Consider the following 16,159-nt stretch of genomic DNA (forward strand, 5'->3'; position numbering starts at 1 on the left):
TCAGGACCAGGGCAGCCCGGCCCGCGTACGCCAGTACGCCCCGGCCGGCTCGGCCATGGTGCCGAGGGCGGCGAGGTCCTCGGGGGTCGGGCGGAGGCCGGTGGCGGCGAGGTTGGAGGCGAGCTGGCCGGGGGTGGCGGCGCCGGAGAGGACGATGTCGGCCCAGGGCTGGGCGGTGGCCGCGGCGAGGGCGAGGGCGTCGGGGGTGGCGGCGGTGCGGTCGGCGAGGGTGCGCAGCGGGGCGGTGTCGGGGCCGGTGGCGTTGCGGCCGGCGAGGCGGCCGTTGGCCATGCCCTCCTTGACGACGACGAGCCATCCGGCCGCGTGGGCTTCGGCGAGGGCGGGGGCGGCGGAGGTCTCCAGCAGGTTCCAGGTGGCCTGGACGGCGGTGAACAGCGGTCCGCCGTCCGCGGTGACGGCGAGGGCGCGGCGGATGGTGTCGGCCTGGGCGGGGCCGCTGGTGGACAGGCCCACCCGGACGCCTTCGGCGGCGAGGTCGGCGAGGCGCCGGTGCAGGGCGGGGTCGGTGAGGGCGGGGCTGTCGGGGGTGACGGAGTGGACGAGGTAGACGTCGAGGTGGTCGCCGAGCAGGGTGCGGGTCTCGTGGATCTGACGGTCGTAGACGGCGGTGGAGTGCTCCTTGACCTCGTGCGCGGCGACTCCGTCGGTCTGCCAGTCGGCGGTGTAGGTGTAGCCCCATTTGCTGCCGACCGTCACCTCGGCCGCGGCCTCGGGGTGTTCGGCGAGCCACTGGCCGAGGAACTCCTCGGCGCGGCCGTAGGAGCGGGCGGTGTCGAGGTAGCGCACGCCGGCGGCGTACGCGGCGTCGAGCAGGGTGTGGGTGCGTTCGCGCAGGGCGTCGACGGTGCGTTCGGCGGGCAGGTCGGCGTCGCGCCCGAGGTTGATGTAGCCGGGCCGGCCGACGGCCGCCGTGCCCAGGCCGAGGCGCGCGGGGTGCGGGCGCGCGGCGGCGGGGGCGGGGATCGCGGTGGCGGCGGGGTCGGTCGGCATGGCGGGCTCTCCTCGGGCGCGACGGTTCTCACCTGGGACTTTAGCCGCGCGGTGGGGTCGGGGTGTCAGCCGGCCGCGAGGGTGCCGCTGATCCAGGGGGCGTAGGCGGGCACGTCGGTGTACAGGCCGGGGCCGCCCGCGCAGGGCACGCCGGGGGCGCCGGGGCCGGAGGTGGTGCCGACGAGTTCCCAGCGGCCGCCGCGGCCGCGCTGGATCTGGGGGCCGCCGGAGTCTCCGAAGCAGGCCATGGCCCGGGGCACCTGGCTGAGCGTGCACAGGCGGGTGGGGTCGGCCCAGCCGGGGGCGCAGTCGGTGGTGGCGCCGATGCGGGTGGGCAGTTCCTGGAGGCGGTCGGGGAAGACCATCCGCTGGTAGTCGGTGGTGTCGACGACGGTGCCGAAGCCGAGCAGCCGGGTGGGGGGTGCCGGGGCTGCCGGGGTGTTCGGCGACGCGGACGGGCTGCTGGGGGGCGGGGCGGTCCAGGCGGACCAGGGCCAGGTCGTTCCGGTTGGGGCGGGTGGCGCCGTCGCCGAACTCGAAGCCGGGGTGGACGACGACGCGGTCGACCCTGCGCACGGTGCCGCCGCTGTCGCGGTGGGCGCTGCCGATGCGCACGGTGCCCTTGAGGGTGACGCCGGTGTCCTCGGTGCCGACCACGCAGTGGGCGGCGGTCAGCACCCACTGGCGGTCGATCAGGGTGGCGCCGCAGGCTCCGTCGGCGAGTTGCTCGGCGCTCAGCGGGAGGGTGGCCATGAAGGGGTAGCGCTCGGTGGAGTCGCGGCCGTTGACGATGGCCGAGGCGCTCGTGCTCATGGCGGTGGCGCCGAGCGCGGCGGCCAGGGCGGTGACGGCGGCGGCCCGGGCGGCGGCGCGGGCGGTGGTGCGGACGGTCGTACGGAAGGGCACGGGTGACGGCCTTTCGGTTCGGCTGGTGCTGACGGCTCCAGCCAACCCGGCGCCGGCCCGCCGGAACACCCGGCCAGCGGGCCGCCGTGACCTGGGGGTATCCCCCGCTCGCGCCGTCGGGCTACCAGGCGGGCCGCCCGCTCTCCCTCGGCGACACCGACGGCGACGCGGGGGCGGTGCCGCGCTCGGGGGCGGTGCCGCGCTCGGGGGCGGTGCCGCGCTCGGGGGCGGTGCCGCGCTCGTGTTCGCGCTCGGGCCCGGTCGCGGGCCCGGACTCGGGCCAGCCCGAGGAGGAGGTGCGGACGGCCTGGACGGGCGCGGCGATCGGCGCCTCCAGCGGACGGGCGGCGCGCACCGGCGCGGCGGTCCGGATGACGGCCGGAGTGACGGCCGGGGTGACGGCCTGGTCCAGGCGCAGCACGAAGTTGACGTAGTCGAGCGGCTTGCCCGGCCAGTGGCAGTCGTTGCTGGTGAGCAACTGGCTGCGCAGGCCGCCGTGTTCGGTGACCGGTCCGGGGGTGGTGCGCAGGTTGGGCTGCCAGCTGCGGCCCCACAGGTGGTGTTCCAGGGACAGCGTCCAGCTCTCCTCGTCCACCTCGATGGCGGCGCCGACCCGCCCGGCCAGCACCCGCAGCCCGTACGCGCCGCGCACGACGGCCCGCTGGTCGAAGTCGGCGCTCCTGCCGACGACGGTGATCCGCCATGCTCCGTGGAACCTGAGCACGCCTGCCTCCTGACGCCGCGGCGCCCGCTCCGGCAGAGGGCGCCCCTTCCACGACTACGGCCCCGACCCGGCCCCCGGCTCAACGGCTGGGAGGGTGGGGCCCCGGCCCGTGACGGCCGCCGCGATCCGTCGGGCGGCCTGGGCGGGCGTGAGGTGGGTGGTGTCGAGGACCTCGGCCTCGGCGTGCAGCCAGGTGCGGGCCGCCTCGGCGTAGGGTTCGAGGTGCCTGAGGCGGAAGGAGGAGGGGCCGAGGACGGTGTCCCCCTCGATCCGTCCGCGGAGGGTCCCCTGGTCGGCGTGGAGGACGAAGTGCCGTACCGGGATGGCACGTTGGGCGAGGCCCGCACTGATCTCCCGCCAGTACCGCTCGACCAGGACGGTCATGGGCATCACCAGGGTGCCGCCGGTGTAGTCGAGCACCCGGTGGGCGGTCTCGACCACGAGCTGCCGCCACGGCGGCCAGTGCTGGAAGTTGTCCGTCCGGGGCAGCCCCGGCGTGATGTCCATGAGGGTCTCGCCGACCTTCTCGGCGTCGAACACCCGCGCATCCGGAATCAGCGGCTGCAGGAGTGCGCCGGTCGTCGTCTTGCCCGCGCCGTGGGTACCGTTGAGCCATACGATCACGGCTCGATGTTAGGGCGTGCCTAGTCCCGCGCGGAGCCCTGGGGGCGCGGGGCGCCCGCCACGCGGCGCTCGCCGCCGTTGCGCTCCTGCCAGAGGCGGTACACCTCGACGGCGTCCTCGCGCGGCTCGTGGCGCATCGGCAGCCTGCGCTCCTGCCACGGCTTGGCGAACTCGTCGTAGAAGGTGCCCAGTTCGAAGTACTTGCGGTCGTCGACGTAGTGGGGCTCGTAGGCGTCGCGGGTGGTGAGGAAGACGACCTCGTCGGGAGAGCAGTAGTAGAGCGAGCCCAGGCACATCGGGCAGGGGTGGGCGAGCACGTAGACGGTGGTGCCGGTCAGGTGCTCGGTGCCGAGCCTGGTGCAGGCCTCGCGGATGGCGAGGATCTCCGCGTGGGCGGTGGGGTCGCCGGTCTGGGCGACCCTGTTGGGGCTCTCCGCGAGGATCTCGCCGTCCTTGACGATGACGGTCGCGAACGGGCGGCCGCCCTCGGTGACGTTCTGGCGGGCGATGTCGATGGTGCGCTGGACGAAGTCCATCAGGGCCTCCGGGGCGGGAGCGGGGGGAAGGGGCAGAGGTAAGGGACGGGGGGCAAGGGGCGGGCCGGGGTGGGGGTCCCGGCCCGCCCCCGATCGGCAGGGCTCGGCCGCAGGGGCCGGTCAGAAGGGCTTGGTCGGCAGGTACTTGCCGTCCAGGGTGATGATCGCGCGCTCGCCGCCCTCGGGGTCGGCGACCTTCCGCACGTCGAGCCTGAAGTTGATCGCGGAGATGATGCCGTCGCCGAACTCCTCGTGCACCAGGGCCTTGAGGGTCGTGCCGTAGACCTGGAGCATCTCGTAGAAGCGGTACATCGTCGGGTCGGTGGGGATGCGGTTGGGCATCGAGCCGCGGGCCGGGACGGTCTGCAGCAGCAGTGCAGCGTCCTCGTCCAGGCCGAGCAGTTCGGCCACGGCCTTCGCGGACTCCTCCGGCAGCGGGTGCTGGCCGAGGACGGCGGCGGTGGTGAAGGCCACCGACAGGCCGGAGGCCTCGGCGATCCGCTTCCAGGAGAGGTTCTTGCGGATCTTGGCGTCGACGGCGGCGTCGGCCAGCGCCTCGCGGGCGCTCTGGTTGAACTGGGCGTGCACCATGGCGGTTGTCCTTCTCTCTGCGAGGGGTCCACGTCACCCGGGACGGGGCGACGCGAGGGGGTACGGGGGGTCGGGGGGTCAGGCGGCGAGCGCGGGGGTGCCGGCGGTGAGGACCTCGACGCGGCCGGTGGGGATGTCGTAGACCCAGCCGTGCAGGGCGACCCCGCCCGCGGCGAGGGCGCGTGCGACCGAGGGGTGGGTGGCCAGGTTCGCCAGCTGGGCGAGCACGTTCTGGCGGACCAGCGCGGGGACGTCGCCGTCGGCGGCGGTGCGGGCCACGGAGGCGTCGGCGTGGCGCAGCCAGGTGGCGACCGCGGGGGCTCCGCTGAGGTCGTGGCCCTCTGCGAGGGCGGTCATCGCGCCGCAGGCGGAGTGACCGCAGACGACGATGTCCCGCACGCCGAGTGCGGCGACGGCGTACTCGATGCTGGCCGCGACGCCGTCGGCCTCGGGTGTGTGGGCGGGCACCAGGTTGCCGGCGGTGCGGATGACGAACAGGTCGCCGGGCTCGGTGCCGGTGATCAGCTCGGGGACGACGCGGGCGTCGGAGCAGCCGATGAACAGGGTGTCCGGGGCGTGGTGCGTGGCCAGGTGGGCGAAGAGTTCCGCCTTGGCCGGGAAGACGTCCCGCTGGAAACGGGCGACGCCGTCGGTGAGGTCCTGCACTGGTCACTCCCTTCGGGTGGTGGCCGGCCCCGGTGGGCCGGTGAGATCCACCATGCATGACCTGTGCCTATAGCGTCCAAGAGCTGTCAGGCATGGAAGTCATTGGTCGCATCTATAGTGTGTTCCATGGCCGCTCCCGAACTGCGTCACCTGCGCTATCTGCTCGCCGTCGCCGAACACGGCAGCTTCACCCGCGCCGCCGAGGAGCTGCACATCTCCCAGCCCACGCTCTCCCAGCAGATCAGGCAGCTGGAGAGGACCCTGGGCGTGCAGCTGCTGGACCGCACCGGCCGCACCGTGCGGCTCACCGACGCCGGCGCCGTCTACACCGACCACGCCCGGCGCGCGCTGCGCGACCTGGCCGCCGCCGAACGCGCCGTCCACGACGTCCAGGACCTCTCCCGCGGCCACCTGCGCCTGGGCGTCACCCCCACCTTCACCGCCTACCTGGTCGGCCCGCTCACCGCCGAGCTCCACGCCCGCCACCCCGGCGTCGGCCTCACCCTGACCGAGACCACCCAGGACCGCATCGAGGCCGCGCTGCTCGCCGACGACCTCGACCTCGGCATCGCCTTCGCCGGCACCCACCCGCCCGGCCTCACCGCCACCGCGCTGTTCACCGAGACCCTCAGCCTCGTCACCGGCACCTCGCGCGCCCGGACACTGCCCGACCCGCTACCGGTCCACGCCCTCAAGGACGAACAACTCGCCCTGCTCAGCGGCGACTTCGCCACCCGGGCGCACATCGACGGCTACTTCGCCCGCCACCGGGCCGCCCCGCGCATCACGGTCGAGGCCAACTCCGTCCAGGCCCTCACCGAGATCGTCCGGCGCACCGGCCTGGCCACCGTCCTGCCCGACGCCCTCGCCCACGACCACCCCCACCTCGCCCCCGTCCCCCTCGACCCTCCCCTGCCCACCCGCACCGTCACCCTCCTGCACCGCGAGGGCGCCTACCGCAGCGCCGCCGCCCGCGCCTTCACCCGCCTCACCCGCGACCTCGTCCACGCCCGCGGCTACCCGCCGGCCCCGTAGCCCGCACGGCGCCCCGGCCCCTGACGGGCTCTCGGCAAGCGGCGGCCGGCACCGGGCCGGTCAGCGGCGGGCGGCGGCGGCCAGGGAGCGGAGCTGGACGTGGACGGCGGCGGGTTCGGTGCCGGTGAGCGCGGCGATCTCGGCGGCGGACAGGTCGAGGACCAGGTGCAGCAGCAGGACGTCCTGCTGGGCGGCGGTGAGGTGGGCGACCGGGCCCAGCGGCCGGGGGCCGGCCAGGGTGCAGACCCGGCGGCGCACCGCCTGCCAGGCGCAGGCGGCCGGGCTGGCGGTGGACAGGGCGTCGAGCCAGTGGCCGCCGAGCTCCTCGAAGGCGGCGCGGACGGCCAGGGGCGCGTCGGCGGGCGGCAGGAGCAGTTCGGCGTAGTCGAGGTAGTGGCGCAGGTGCAGGTCGTGCAGCGCCCACAGGCCCAGGGCGGGCCCGGGGGCTGCCGATCGGCGTCGTGGTGTCGGCATGGTGGTGTCCCGAGGTGGCGCGGGTGGGTGCTGGTCCGCGGCGGGTGCCCGGTCCGCGGCCGGGGCGCGGGTGGCGCGTCCCGGCCGCGGACCGGGTCACACGAGCACCGACGGGTTGTCGTCGGTGCCTTCGCGGCCCGCCGCCGCGGGGTGGCCGGGGCCCTCGCCCCGTTCGGCGGCGAGGCTGGTGCGCAGGGTCGCCCACAGGCGGAACAGGATGTCCGTCGGGGTGCCGGCGCTGGAGGACTGCATGGCCCGGACGAACTCGCTGTGGTACGTACGCGAGTTGACCGGCAGCGGGGTGCGGGCGTTGTTCGTCCGGTCCCAGGCCGCCGCCCACAGGGCGCGGCGGGCCTCCTTGACCCCGCAGACCTCCATGTAGGCGAGGAAGACGGGTTTGCGCAGCGGGGCCTCGCCCTTGAGGACCAGGGCCAGCGTGCTGGAGGGCAGGCGTCCGCCCCGGTCGCGGGCCCGGCGGTCCAGTTCCCGCAGGGACGGCCAGTCGGCCTTGCGGCGCATCTCGTGCATCGCCCGGCGCAGGTCCGCGAAGGAGTCGACCTGCTGGGGGTCGACCCGCCGGGGTGCGCGCAGCCGCCGGCTGCCCGAGGGGCGCGGCACGTGGGCCCAGTAGTTGGCCTGGACCCACTTGCGCCGGGCGGTCTTGAGGTCGCCGCCGCATTCGCGCACGACGGCCTCGACGACCTTCCAGCTCGGTACGGAGCGCCCGCCGGCGGCCCGTTGCAGGGTGGTGGGGTGGTAGTTGGTCCGAGCGGCGAGCTGACGGTACGTCAACCCGGCCTGCTCGCGCTGCTCCCGCAGCCAGACGGCCAGCCGGCCCAGCGCCGGCTCGGTCGCCCCGATCGGATTCTCTCGGCGTCCCATCTCGGGCAGGCGCTCTTCCTAGGCCCGCTCCCGTCGGAGCCTCGCGGCCAACAGGCATCCGCCCGTGGCCAGTTCGAGCGCGGCCCCGGCCGACATGCCCGTCGCCACCAGGGCGGCGGCCAGTGCGACCGTCAGGACGACCACGACGACGACCACGGCCGCTTCACCGGCCGCGAGCGGCCGGTACGGGCGCGGGCGCGGCGGTACCGGTTGCGCCGCCGCGCAGTGGGTAGGGGTGTGGGCGCGCTTGTTCCGCTTCCTCGTCATCGAGGAGTCCTCCATATCACTGTCCACTCCAACTGGCGGGCACTTGTGCGGTTGGCGTCGCACTGTGTGCCCGGTGGGCACACACTCTGTCAGGCGTACGGGTGAATCCCAATCGGTTCGGTGAACATCGCGAAGATTGATGCGCCACGGTCCCGGCCCCTGGCCGCAATCTCGTGAACGCCCTATCAGAAACGCACAGTTCAACGAACTGAAACCGGATTTTGATGCGCCTTTGTGCAGCATGCCCTTGTGAGCCGTCCTGGCTGGATGTGACGATTTGCAGCGGCGTCACCCGGACCCGCGGGTCCGGAACCCGGGGCGCTGTGCACTCCAACAACTCGGGAACATCGGCAGCGGGCCGTGTTGGCGCATGGGTCCGCCCGAACAGCAGAGACCGCCCGGCCCTGGTGGCCCGAGCGGTCTCTCTGCGTTCCGGCGGCACTCAGTGGGCGGGCGTCGGGTCGTGACCGGTCAGCTCGCAGCTGGCCGCCCACAGCCGCGCGGCGGTCGCGGTGTCGGCCAGGTGGTCCCAGAGCGGCTCGGTCCTGGGCGTGCCGCGCAGCCCGAACGCGCGGGGGCTCCACAGCTGACCGCCGCGCACGGCCGGGTCGAGCACGGCCCGGACGGCGGGCCAGGCGGCGGCGTCCTTGCCCTGGACGACGAGCCCGAGCGGCAGGTGGCGCAGCCGCTCGCCGGTGGTGCGGACGTGGACGGGCGGGCGCGAGGGGGTGAGGGAGTCGAGCGCGCCGCCGGGGTGGACGAGCACGCTCAGTGTCGTGCTGCGGGCGGCGCGCAGGCGGCGGTCGAGTTCGAGGGCGAAGAGCATCTGGGCCAGCTTGGAGCGCGCGTAGGCGCGCTTGGGCCGGTAGTCGCGGGTGCTCTGGAGGTCGTCGAGGTCCAGGCGTTCGGACTTGGCGGCGAAGCTGCCGGTGGTGACGATGCGGCTTGCGGGGGCGGCCGCGAGCAGGGGTGCCAGGTGGTGGGTCAGCGCGAAGTGCCCGAGGTGGTTGGTGGCGAGCATCAGCTCGTGGCCGCCGGCGGTCTCGCGGCGCGGCGGGTGGTCCAGCGCCACGCCGGCGTTGTGGACGACCGCGTCGAGCCGGTCCAGTCCGAGCGCGTCCACGGACGGGCCGAGCGAGGCGAGGTCGGCCAGGTCCAGGGGCAGGTGCTCCACCCTGGCCCCGGGGACGCGCGAGCCGATGGAGGCGATCGCCGCTTCGGCCCTCGCCCGGTCACGGCTGCCGAGGACGACCGTGGCCCCGGCGGCGGCGAGCTGCTCGGCGACGAAGTACCCGATGCCCGCGTTGCCGCCGGTGACCAGAACGTTCCTCCCCTCGGCCCGGGGCAGCCGGTGGACGTCCCACGGCGAATCCTGGCGCCGGGCCTGGAACTGGGCCTGGCGCTGGGACTGGGACTGGGGCTGGGAGGGCATGGCGGGCTCCTGGAACTCGGCACGGTGATCCGGCGGTACGGGCGGACCCGCGCATCGCCGCCGGTCCCGCCCGGTTCCCACGCTCCCGCGGGCCACTCGCATCCCACCGGCAGCTCACCGTCCTCACTGTCGGCCCACCGGCACCGGGCACGCCCGAGGCGAGGGGCGGGGCGCCCCGTGGCGCGCCCCGCCCCTCGCCGGCCGGTCCGGCTACTCGCGGGGGCGGCCCAGCAGGGCGGCCGAGCTCGGGTCGCCGACGCGGGTCGCCACCGCCCCCTTGAGCACGGTCAGTGCGGCCGGCAGCGCCGCGACCGCCGCCGCCTTGAGTGAGCTGATCGACGTGAGGTCGAACCTGTCGGCCAGCAGCAGGCCGAGGAACGCCGCGGCGTACGTGGCGACGGTGCGCTCGACCAGATCGAGGATGAACTTCCGCATGGTCAGGACTCCTTCGCGGTGGAGGCGGTGAGGTGCCGGTCTGTGCGCGACGGTCGCGCGGGCGTCGGGGTCGGCGTTCGGAAGGCATGCGGCAGGCGCCGTCGGGGAGTTGCCGCCCCTCATGTACACGTTCACGCCGTCGATTCCGACGACGGTCCCGGCGGGCGATTCCGGCGGGCGATTCCGGTGGCCCCGCGCCGTACGCCTCATCCCAGCGGGGTGCTCAGCTCCATGGCGCGCAGGGCCGCCGTCAGGGCCGGTGCGTCGCCGACGTCCAGGGCCGTGTCCGTCAGCTTGATGACGTGCTCGTCGCCGTGCGCCAGCGCCCGCTCGAAGACCTCCTCGGGGGCGAACGCGCCGGGCGGGACGTACCCGGCCGGCGCGGCGGGCGCGTACATCGCCGTCACCGCCGCCGAGGCCGTCCAGGCCGCCCGCAGGCTCGCCGGCCACAGTGCCCGCGGCAGCGCGGGCAGCGTGCGCAGCACGGCGTTGGGGGCCGTGGCCGCGTGGACGAGCATCGTCTCCTCGCCGTGGCCGTGGGTGGCGTAGCGGTGGGTCGCCGCCCGGACCAGTTCGGCGAGGCGGCCGGGCACCTCCCCCGGAAGGGGTGCCTCGGCCCCGGCCCACACCGGCAGGGCCGTGACGCGGCCGAGCCTTTCCGGGAAGCCCCCGTCCCGGACGTCGACGGCCGGCACCGCGTCGAGGGCGGCGGCCGCGGAGGCGGCACCCGGCAGGCGGGCGGGCACCGCGACGCTCCGGTGGCGGGCCGCCCAGTAGCCCAGGCCGTGGGCGAGTTCCGCCAGGCGCGGCCCGGTGGCCTCACCGGCCAGCAGCGTGCGCACCGCGTGGCCCACCCGGATCACCGGGTGCGTCGACCCGCCGTACAGGCCGGGCAGCAGCCGCGGCCACCACCGGGCCAGCACCTCGCGCCAGGGACGCTCGGCGACCTCCCGCTCGAAGTGGCCGATCCAGTCGGCCGCACGCCTCGGATCGCCCAGCGCCGTACGCCAGTTGGTGTCCGTCACCGGCTCGACGCGGGGCGGGAGGTCCTCCAGCTTGCGCGCGTAGAGGTCGAGCCAGCGGTGCACCGACGGCGCCTGTCCGCGGGCGGTGAGGGCCTCGACGGCCATCGGCGCGTGGTTGGTGAGCCGTCCGAGCCGCTCGGGCCCGCAGGCGTGCAGTCGTTGGAGCGCTTCGTCCAGAATCCCTGTCGTGTCCACGGGAAAGGACCGTAGGCGGGACGCCGGGGCGGCGTAACGGGCTGGAGTCCTAGGCCCGGCGCGGGCCGCCCGCCTGCCCGTCCGGCCACCTCGGACGTCGGGGCGCGGGCTCCCGGGCCGGGCCCCGGTCAGCCGGTGGGCGTGCCGACCCGGTCGCGTTCGAGGGCGGACCGCAGGGTCGACAGGGCCTGTGCGACCGCCGCCAGCGCGGGGGCGTCGAGGGCGCCGCCGAGCAGCTCGGCCAGGCCGCCGGTGTAGGTCCGCTCGGCGTCCCGGACGAGCCGCGCGCCGGCGTCGGTGAGGTCCAGGAGCGAGGACCGGCGGTCCGAGGGGTTGGGCCGGCGGGCCGCCCATCCCTGCTTCTCCAGGCGGTCGACGCCCTTGCTGGTCGCGCCGACGCCGATGGCGAACTCGGCGGCGATGTCAGCCACTCGGCAGCCCGGGTGGTCGCGCAGGTAGCCGAGGAACTCGTACTGCGAGAGGACGATCCCGTGCCGCTCGCGCAGGCGCTCGCCGAGGTCGTTGTAGAGGCGTGTCTCGCACCGGACCAGGTCGGCGAAGAGCCCGGGGAGCCCGGCCCCGGCACGGTCACCGCTCGATGTATATTCCACGGCATATAGTGTACCGGAAGCTACTTACGGCAGGAGCACGCCCATGAGCAGGGAGCAGCGCATCCGGGTCGACGGGATCCTGCGGCAGCAGGGCCCCGCGGGGCCCCGGTCGGTCGAGGAGGTCCGGGCCGGATTCCGGGAGCTGATGGCCCGGATGATCGTGCCCCACGACAGCATCCGCACCGCCCCGACGACGCTGGGCGGCCGCCCCGCCCTGCGGGTGGAGCCGGTCGGCGGGCCCGGCACGGGAGAGCGGGCGGCCCCGGGCGCCGCCGGGACGATCCTCTACTTCCACGGCGGCGGCTGGGTCTTCGGCTCGCCCGGGACCGCCCTCTCCCTGACCGGCAACCTCGTGGCCAGGACCGGCCTCGGGGCGTACTCGCTGGACTACCGGCTCGCCCCCGAGCACCCCTTCCCGGCCGCGATCGAGGACGCCCTGAGCGCCTACCGCGCCCTGCTCGACCGGGGCGAGGACCCCTCGGCCGTCGTCTTCGCGGGCGACTCCGCCGGCGGTGGCCTGGCCGTCACCACCTGCCTCGCCGCGCGGGACGCGGGCCTGCCGCTGCCCGCCGCCCTGCTGGCCTTCTCCCCGGGCCTCGACGCGACCCGCAGCGGCGCGAGCATGGAGACCAGGGAGGGCGTCGACCCCGTCTTCACCCGCGCGGGCCTGGAACGCACCGGAGCCATGTACCTCGCCGGGGCCGACCCGCACCAGCCGCTGCTCAGCCCGGCCGTCTGCGCCGACCTGACCGGCTTCCCCCCGATGCTGATCCAGGTCGGCGGCAACGAGATGCTGCTGGACGACTCCACCCGCCTGGCCGCCCGGGCGAGCGCGGCGGGCGTGGACGTCGTCCTCGACGTCACCGCCGACGTGCCGCACGTGTTCCAGGCGTTCGCCGGCGTCCTCGACGAGGCGGACGAGGCGCTGGACCGCGCCGCCCTGTTCCTGCGCCGGCGAGTCCGCGCGGCAGCCGCCCCACGAACCAACGGCACGGTGTAGCAAGCCGGTTCGGCCCCGACCGCGGGGCCGGGCGGGGCCGAGCGGCCCGGGGCCCGGCCCCCTCCCCCGGGCGCCGCCCGGTCCCGCGTGGACACGGTCCGGGGAGCCGTCGAGGATGGATGCCGCAGGCGTCCCGCCGGGCGGGCGAGGAGGAACGATGGATCCACCGCACACGGCCCGGGCCCGTCGCCCGGCGACCGCCCGGGGGCCTGCGGGCCCGCGCCGGCTGCGGTTCGACGGCTGGATCGCCGGCATCGGCACCGCCTCCGGCACGCGCGTGGTCGTGGGCCACTGGGCGGCCTCGCCGTTCGGGCCGTTCTCCGACGTCATGGTCGAGCACGCCGACGGGACCCGGATCCTGCTGGCGCCCACCGAGGGGACGGCGGAGTTCATCGCCGGCACGTACGCCTTCGACCGGGTGCGGGTCGTACCGGTCGCGGTGCAGCGGGGCGCGACGCGCTGGCGGGTCACGGCGGGCCCGCTCGACCTGCGCTTCACCACCGGGCGGCGCGGCGTTCTGGGGCTCGCGCTCAGGGCGGTGCCCGGGCCGATCGCGGCCCGGCCCGGCTGGACCGCGGTGACCGACCCGCTCGCCCGGCTCCTGCTCGGCGTGCGGACCCGGGGCACCGCGGGCCGGGGCCGGCGCGAGTGGTACGGCGTCCGCGACCTCCACGCGGTCACCGCGGTGACCGCCGTGCTCGACGGCCGACGGCTCGGCCCGCTCGCACCGGTCGCACCGGTGCGGTTCGGCTTCGGTTCCACCCCGCGGCGGCCCTCGCTCGTCCGCGTGACGACCACCGTGGCCACGCGCTGACGGCGCCGACGAGCGATGACGCGCGATCACATGGGCGTCCGTTCGCTCAACTCCGTGGACCCGCCCGGGTCGTGGCGGATACCGTCGGGCCATGAAGGAACTGATCCGCCGGAGGTGGCCGCTGCCGCTGGCGGGCGCGGCGCTCGCGCTGCTGGTGTTCGGCCTGAGCCTGTCCGGCATGCTCGCGCAGCACCGGGCGGCGGACCGCATCGACGCCTCGCCACTGCGCGTGGACGCCACGATCAGCGCCGAGCGGAACAGGGAGAAGAGCGGGGTGGAGCGCACCCTCACGTACCGGGTCGGCGAGCGCGAGTACAGTACGACCTCGCTCAAGGTCGGGCGCGCCGTCGCCCACCCGGCCGTCGGCGTGACCGTTCCCCTGGAGGTGGCCGCGGACCACCCGGCGACGGCCCGCGTGCTGGGTACCCACTACCCCGACGACGACATGCCCGACACCCAGTTGCTCATCGCGACGTTCTCCGCCATGGCCCTGCTGACCTGCCTGTGGTTCGTCGTCACCGGCGTGCGAAGCCGCTCCCGTACGCCGTCCCCGGCCCCCGGGGACCGGCCCGCGGAGCCCGCGAGCCCCTGAGCATGCGCGGGCCCTCGCGAACGGGTCGCCGTACCTAAGCGGCCCGGGCCTACCGGGGCCCGTGCGGGCTGCCGATCCGCAGCAGATTGCCGCTGCGGTCGACCAGGGCGAACTCCCGCATCCGGTAGGCGGTGTCGGCGGGCGGGGTCAGACGGCTGCCGGTGGCCGGGTCGGTGGGCACGCCGAGCCGGGCCCAGTCGCGGTGCAGTGCGTCCGCGTCCCGCACCTGCAGGTAGCAACCGGCGGCGGTGGACAGCGGGTCCACCCCGGGGTCGTGGCGGAAGTGCAGTTCGACCGTGCCCCGGACCAGGATCAGGTAGCCGTCCTCGCCGTCCCAGCGCCCGCGCGGCTCGAAGCCCAGGCGGGCGTAGAACTCCTGGGTCTCGTCCAGGTCCCGGCTGGGCAGGACCGGCACCGCGTACTCGTCCATGGCGCCACCGTAGGTCACGCCGCCGACGATCGCCCCGCCGCCGGGGCGGTTGACCGGTGGACCGGTGGCCGCTGCGGCCAGACCGCTCCGAATCGACCCGGCGGCCGGCGGTGGACGCGCTCGGCAACCGGCCGGGGACGGAGGGGAGTTGAGTACGGGCGCGGATTGCGGGGCCGGGTCCGGGCGGGACAGGGTGTGGGGCGCAGACGCGCGTGCGACCCGAGAGGACCCCCTGCTGGTGAAGAAGCTGCTGAAGGACGTGGCCACGAGCCTCGTCCATCTCGTCGTCATGCTGGTGAACCCGGTCCTCAACGGTGTGCAGTCGCTGCGGGCGATGCACTGGCCCACCGAGCGGCGCAGGCTGAAACTGATCGACTCGCCGGCGGCGCGGGCGGCCCGGGCGGCGGAGCGGGAGCGGATCCGGGGGCTGGTCGAGGCGCTGGGGGCGGTGGAGGGGGTCGAGCACGTGCTGACCCAGGTCCTGGACCAGTCCACCCTCCCGTCCTCCTACGGCCTGGACCACCCCCGGGACACCCTGCTGGTCTGCCGGATCTACGCCCGCGCCTACTTCGTCGTCCGGGAGGACGCCGGGGACGCCGGGGACGTCCTCGACGTCCTGCGGCGGATCGAGGCGGCGAACGTGGTCCCGTGGCAGGCCCACGGCCAGGGGCCGGACCCGGCCGGCAGCCTCGACCACGCGCTGCGCTGGCACCGCGACGGCGGAGTCGACGCCGACGGCTGGCGGATGCAGTCCCCCTGCCTGTCCAGCCCCGGCACGACGCTGACTTGGGACCGGGACGGCATCCCCCACCGGGACCCGATCCCGGCGGGCCCGTACATCAACCGGCTCTACGTGTTCGAGCAGACGCCGGCGGACGTGGACGCGGCGCAGCTGCTGAGCGAGGTCCGCGCGGACGGGCGGGGCGTGGTCCTGGAGCTGGCGTTCGGTGCGAACTGGGTCGGCTACTGCCAGTACCACAAGGTGGCGCGCGGCGGCTTCCTGGGACGCGGGCGGCTCTGAGCCGGGGCTCCGGGGGCAAAGGCTCTTCGGGCGGCGCCCGGACAGCGACCGGGCGGCGCCCGGAGCGGCCGGGAAGGCCGCCCGGGCGCGCCTCACCCGTTCAGCCGCGGCTCAGCACTGGGGGCGGCGGCCGTGGTTGGCCCCGCGCCTGGCCCTGGCCTTCTTCTTGCGGCGGCGCTTCGACGACATGGCCACTCCTCTCGCGACCGGGACGCTCCCGGGCTACCACCGTTCCACACCCGGGCGGGCCCGGCCCGTCGAGCGGACCGGAGCCGTCGGGCGGCCCGGCCCCGTCCGGCGGCGGTGTGCGGGGCTCAGGCGCCGTCGCCCGCCAGGGCCGCCCGCCAGGCCGGGCTGTCCACGTAGTGGTTGTCGAAGCGCTCCGCCGAGGCGGCGATCGCGCCCGGGTCGCTCTCGCCGCGCATGACGCTGCCCAGCAGGCGCAGGTAGTCGAAGCGGTCCATGCCGGGGGTGAACACGCACAGCACGTCGGCCTCGGCGCCGGGGGCGGCGGCGAAGGCGTGCGGGGTGTGCGGGGGCACGGCGAGGAAGTCGCCCGCGCCCAGCACGGAGACCTCCTCGCCGACCAGCACCCGCAGCGAACCGCTGATCACGAAGAACAGCTCCCAGGCCCGGGTGTGGAAGTGGGCGGGTGCTCCGGGGGCGCCGGCGGCGAAGGTGGAGCGGTAGACGGTGAAGCCGCCCTCCTCCGGGGCCGAGTCGGCCAGCAGGGTCATGGTGGAGCTCGGGTCGGTGCAGGTCTCGGCCTCGGCGCAGCGGGTCAGGACGGGGGCGGCGGTGTTCTTCGTCGTCGTCATGTGACCAGCCTATGGGCGGAAAGACCGCTGATCGGGTGGCAATCGGCGATCGTTTCCATGGGTCAATTCC

At 75.4% G+C, this 16,159-nt stretch carries 21 protein-coding genes and 1 pseudogene; 5 read left to right on the forward strand and 17 right to left on the reverse strand.

The window, feature by feature from the left end:
* The 8 genes and pseudogenes from ACFVVA_RS17515 to ACFVVA_RS17550 form a co-directional block, all read right to left on the reverse strand.
* Positions 1 to 1,011 (reverse strand): aldo/keto reductase, encoded by a 1,011-nt coding sequence (locus ACFVVA_RS17515; RefSeq protein ID WP_387690724.1) that lies wholly within the window; start codon positions 1,009 to 1,011, stop codon positions 1 to 3.
* A gap of 65 nt (positions 1,012 to 1,076) precedes the next feature.
* The gene (locus ACFVVA_RS17520) at positions 1,077 to 1,376 is read right to left on the reverse strand and encodes a trypsin-like serine protease (RefSeq protein ID WP_387690726.1); all 300 of its coding nucleotides are present in this window, start codon (positions 1,374 to 1,376) and stop codon (positions 1,077 to 1,079) included.
* Positions 1,377 to 1,503: 127 nt separating this feature from the next.
* Positions 1,504 to 1,824, reverse strand: a pseudogene (locus ACFVVA_RS17525) (trypsin-like serine protease); the annotation flags it as partial.
* 214 nt (positions 1,825 to 2,038) lie between these two features.
* Complete coding sequence (locus tag ACFVVA_RS17530; protein WP_387690425.1) at positions 2,039 to 2,641, reverse strand: hypothetical protein; 603 nt, start codon at positions 2,639 to 2,641, stop codon at positions 2,039 to 2,041.
* Positions 2,642 to 2,695: 54 nt separating this feature from the next.
* The gene (locus ACFVVA_RS17535; protein WP_387690426.1) at positions 2,696 to 3,265 is read right to left on the reverse strand and encodes an ATP-binding protein; all 570 of its coding nucleotides are present in this window, start codon (positions 3,263 to 3,265) and stop codon (positions 2,696 to 2,698) included.
* 20 nt (positions 3,266 to 3,285) lie between these two features.
* Positions 3,286 to 3,801 carry a nucleoside deaminase gene (locus ACFVVA_RS17540; RefSeq protein ID WP_387690428.1) on the reverse strand — a complete coding sequence of 172 codons (516 nt, stop codon included), beginning with the start codon at positions 3,799 to 3,801 and terminating at the stop codon, positions 3,286 to 3,288.
* A 120-nt stretch (positions 3,802 to 3,921) separates the two neighbouring features.
* The gene (gene cynS, locus ACFVVA_RS17545) at positions 3,922 to 4,392 is read right to left on the reverse strand and encodes a cyanase (protein ID WP_387690429.1); all 471 of its coding nucleotides are present in this window, start codon (positions 4,390 to 4,392) and stop codon (positions 3,922 to 3,924) included.
* A gap of 78 nt (positions 4,393 to 4,470) precedes the next feature.
* Positions 4,471 to 5,058: a carbonic anhydrase gene (locus tag ACFVVA_RS17550; RefSeq protein WP_387690431.1), complete on the reverse strand. Its 588-nt coding sequence runs from the start codon at positions 5,056 to 5,058 to the stop codon at positions 4,471 to 4,473.
* Positions 5,059 to 5,184: 126 nt separating this feature from the next.
* Here ACFVVA_RS17550 and cynR point away from each other — a divergent pair, with 126 nt between their 5' ends.
* Positions 5,185 to 6,093 carry a transcriptional regulator CynR gene (gene cynR / locus ACFVVA_RS17555; protein ID WP_387690433.1) on the forward strand — a complete coding sequence of 303 codons (909 nt, stop codon included), beginning with the start codon at positions 5,185 to 5,187 and terminating at the stop codon, positions 6,091 to 6,093.
* Positions 6,094 to 6,153: 60 nt separating this feature from the next.
* Here the strand turns inward: cynR and ACFVVA_RS17560 are convergent, their stop codons facing one another.
* From ACFVVA_RS17560 to ACFVVA_RS17590, 7 genes are all read right to left on the reverse strand, one after another.
* Positions 6,154 to 6,567 carry a sigma factor-like helix-turn-helix DNA-binding protein gene (locus ACFVVA_RS17560; protein WP_387690435.1) on the reverse strand — a complete coding sequence of 138 codons (414 nt, stop codon included), beginning with the start codon at positions 6,565 to 6,567 and terminating at the stop codon, positions 6,154 to 6,156.
* A 96-nt stretch (positions 6,568 to 6,663) separates the two neighbouring features.
* Positions 6,664 to 7,449: a helix-turn-helix transcriptional regulator gene (locus tag ACFVVA_RS17565; RefSeq protein ID WP_359906539.1), complete on the reverse strand. Its 786-nt coding sequence runs from the start codon at positions 7,447 to 7,449 to the stop codon at positions 6,664 to 6,666.
* 18 nt (positions 7,450 to 7,467) lie between these two features.
* Positions 7,468 to 7,716, reverse strand: a complete 249-nt coding sequence (locus tag ACFVVA_RS17570; RefSeq protein WP_387690437.1) for a hypothetical protein — start codon at positions 7,714 to 7,716, stop codon at positions 7,468 to 7,470.
* A 442-nt stretch (positions 7,717 to 8,158) separates the two neighbouring features.
* Positions 8,159 to 9,148 (reverse strand): SDR family NAD(P)-dependent oxidoreductase, encoded by a 990-nt coding sequence (locus tag ACFVVA_RS17575; RefSeq protein WP_387690438.1) that lies wholly within the window; start codon positions 9,146 to 9,148, stop codon positions 8,159 to 8,161.
* A gap of 210 nt (positions 9,149 to 9,358) precedes the next feature.
* The gene (locus ACFVVA_RS17580) at positions 9,359 to 9,583 is read right to left on the reverse strand and encodes a holin (protein ID WP_387690440.1); all 225 of its coding nucleotides are present in this window, start codon (positions 9,581 to 9,583) and stop codon (positions 9,359 to 9,361) included.
* A 206-nt stretch (positions 9,584 to 9,789) separates the two neighbouring features.
* Positions 9,790 to 10,803, reverse strand: coding sequence for a questin oxidase family protein (locus ACFVVA_RS17585; protein WP_387690442.1), 1,014 nt, complete (start codon positions 10,801 to 10,803; stop codon positions 9,790 to 9,792).
* Between the two features lie 128 nt (positions 10,804 to 10,931).
* Entirely contained in the window at positions 10,932 to 11,414 is a 483-nt protein-coding gene (locus tag ACFVVA_RS17590) for a MarR family winged helix-turn-helix transcriptional regulator (RefSeq protein ID WP_387690444.1), read from the reverse strand.
* A gap of 43 nt (positions 11,415 to 11,457) precedes the next feature.
* Between ACFVVA_RS17590 and ACFVVA_RS17595 the strand changes: the two genes are divergently transcribed.
* The 3 genes from ACFVVA_RS17595 (at position 11,458) to ACFVVA_RS17605 (ending at position 13,820) form a co-directional block, all read left to right on the forward strand.
* The gene (locus ACFVVA_RS17595) at positions 11,458 to 12,414 is read left to right on the forward strand and encodes an alpha/beta hydrolase (protein WP_387690446.1); all 957 of its coding nucleotides are present in this window, start codon (positions 11,458 to 11,460) and stop codon (positions 12,412 to 12,414) included.
* A gap of 157 nt (positions 12,415 to 12,571) precedes the next feature.
* Positions 12,572 to 13,228, forward strand: a complete 657-nt coding sequence (locus ACFVVA_RS17600; protein WP_387690448.1) for a hypothetical protein — start codon at positions 12,572 to 12,574, stop codon at positions 13,226 to 13,228.
* 91 nt (positions 13,229 to 13,319) lie between these two features.
* Complete coding sequence (locus ACFVVA_RS17605) at positions 13,320 to 13,820, forward strand: hypothetical protein (protein WP_387690450.1); 501 nt, start codon at positions 13,320 to 13,322, stop codon at positions 13,818 to 13,820.
* Positions 13,821 to 13,869: 49 nt separating this feature from the next.
* Here the strand turns inward: ACFVVA_RS17605 and ACFVVA_RS17610 are convergent, their stop codons facing one another.
* A complete protein-coding gene (locus ACFVVA_RS17610; RefSeq protein ID WP_387690452.1) occupies positions 13,870 to 14,268 on the reverse strand; it encodes a bleomycin resistance protein in 399 nt (132 codons plus the stop codon).
* Positions 14,269 to 14,488: 220 nt separating this feature from the next.
* Here ACFVVA_RS17610 and ACFVVA_RS17615 point away from each other — a divergent pair, with 220 nt between their 5' ends.
* Positions 14,489 to 15,271 (forward strand): hypothetical protein, encoded by a 783-nt coding sequence (locus ACFVVA_RS17615; protein ID WP_387690453.1) that lies wholly within the window; start codon positions 14,489 to 14,491, stop codon positions 15,269 to 15,271.
* A gap of 314 nt (positions 15,272 to 15,585) precedes the next feature.
* Here ACFVVA_RS17615 and ACFVVA_RS17620 read toward each other — a convergent pair whose 3' ends face one another.
* The gene (locus ACFVVA_RS17620) at positions 15,586 to 16,089 is read right to left on the reverse strand and encodes a cupin domain-containing protein (RefSeq protein WP_359906572.1); all 504 of its coding nucleotides are present in this window, start codon (positions 16,087 to 16,089) and stop codon (positions 15,586 to 15,588) included.
* Positions 16,090 to 16,159: the final 70 nt, after the last annotated feature.

The organism is Kitasatospora sp. NPDC058048 (genome assembly GCF_042885555.1).
Taxonomy (GTDB): Bacteria; Actinomycetota; Actinomycetes; order Streptomycetales; family Streptomycetaceae; genus Kitasatospora; species Kitasatospora lactacystinica.

Coding starts and splice junctions, on each gene's coding strand:
- ACFVVA_RS17560 (WP_387690435.1), bottom strand. CDS start 6,567: ATGCCGACACCACGACGCCGATCGGCAGCCCCCGGGCCCGCCCTGGGC.
- ACFVVA_RS17520 (WP_387690726.1), bottom strand. CDS start 1,376: ATGGTCTTCCCCGACCGCCTCCAGGAACTGCCCACCCGCATCGGCGCC.
- cynS (WP_387690429.1), bottom strand. CDS start 4,392: ATGGTGCACGCCCAGTTCAACCAGAGCGCCCGCGAGGCGCTGGCCGAC.
- ACFVVA_RS17570 (WP_387690437.1), bottom strand. CDS start 7,716: ATGACGAGGAAGCGGAACAAGCGCGCCCACACCCCTACCCACTGCGCG.
- ACFVVA_RS17540 (WP_387690428.1), bottom strand. CDS start 3,801: ATGGACTTCGTCCAGCGCACCATCGACATCGCCCGCCAGAACGTCACC.
- ACFVVA_RS17575 (WP_387690438.1), bottom strand. CDS start 9,148: ATGCCCTCCCAGCCCCAGTCCCAGTCCCAGCGCCAGGCCCAGTTCCAG.
- ACFVVA_RS17595 (WP_387690446.1), top strand. CDS start 11,458: ATGAGCAGGGAGCAGCGCATCCGGGTCGACGGGATCCTGCGGCAGCAG.
- ACFVVA_RS17605 (WP_387690450.1), top strand. CDS start 13,320: ATGAAGGAACTGATCCGCCGGAGGTGGCCGCTGCCGCTGGCGGGCGCG.
- ACFVVA_RS17600 (WP_387690448.1), top strand. CDS start 12,572: ATGGATCCACCGCACACGGCCCGGGCCCGTCGCCCGGCGACCGCCCGG.
- ACFVVA_RS17565 (WP_359906539.1), bottom strand. CDS start 7,449: ATGGGACGCCGAGAGAATCCGATCGGGGCGACCGAGCCGGCGCTGGGC.
- cynR (WP_387690433.1), top strand. CDS start 5,185: ATGGCCGCTCCCGAACTGCGTCACCTGCGCTATCTGCTCGCCGTCGCC.
- ACFVVA_RS17515 (WP_387690724.1), bottom strand. CDS start 1,011: ATGCCGACCGACCCCGCCGCCACCGCGATCCCCGCCCCCGCCGCCGCG.
- ACFVVA_RS17620 (WP_359906572.1), bottom strand. CDS start 16,089: ATGACGACGACGAAGAACACCGCCGCCCCCGTCCTGACCCGCTGCGCC.
- ACFVVA_RS17580 (WP_387690440.1), bottom strand. CDS start 9,583: ATGCGGAAGTTCATCCTCGATCTGGTCGAGCGCACCGTCGCCACGTAC.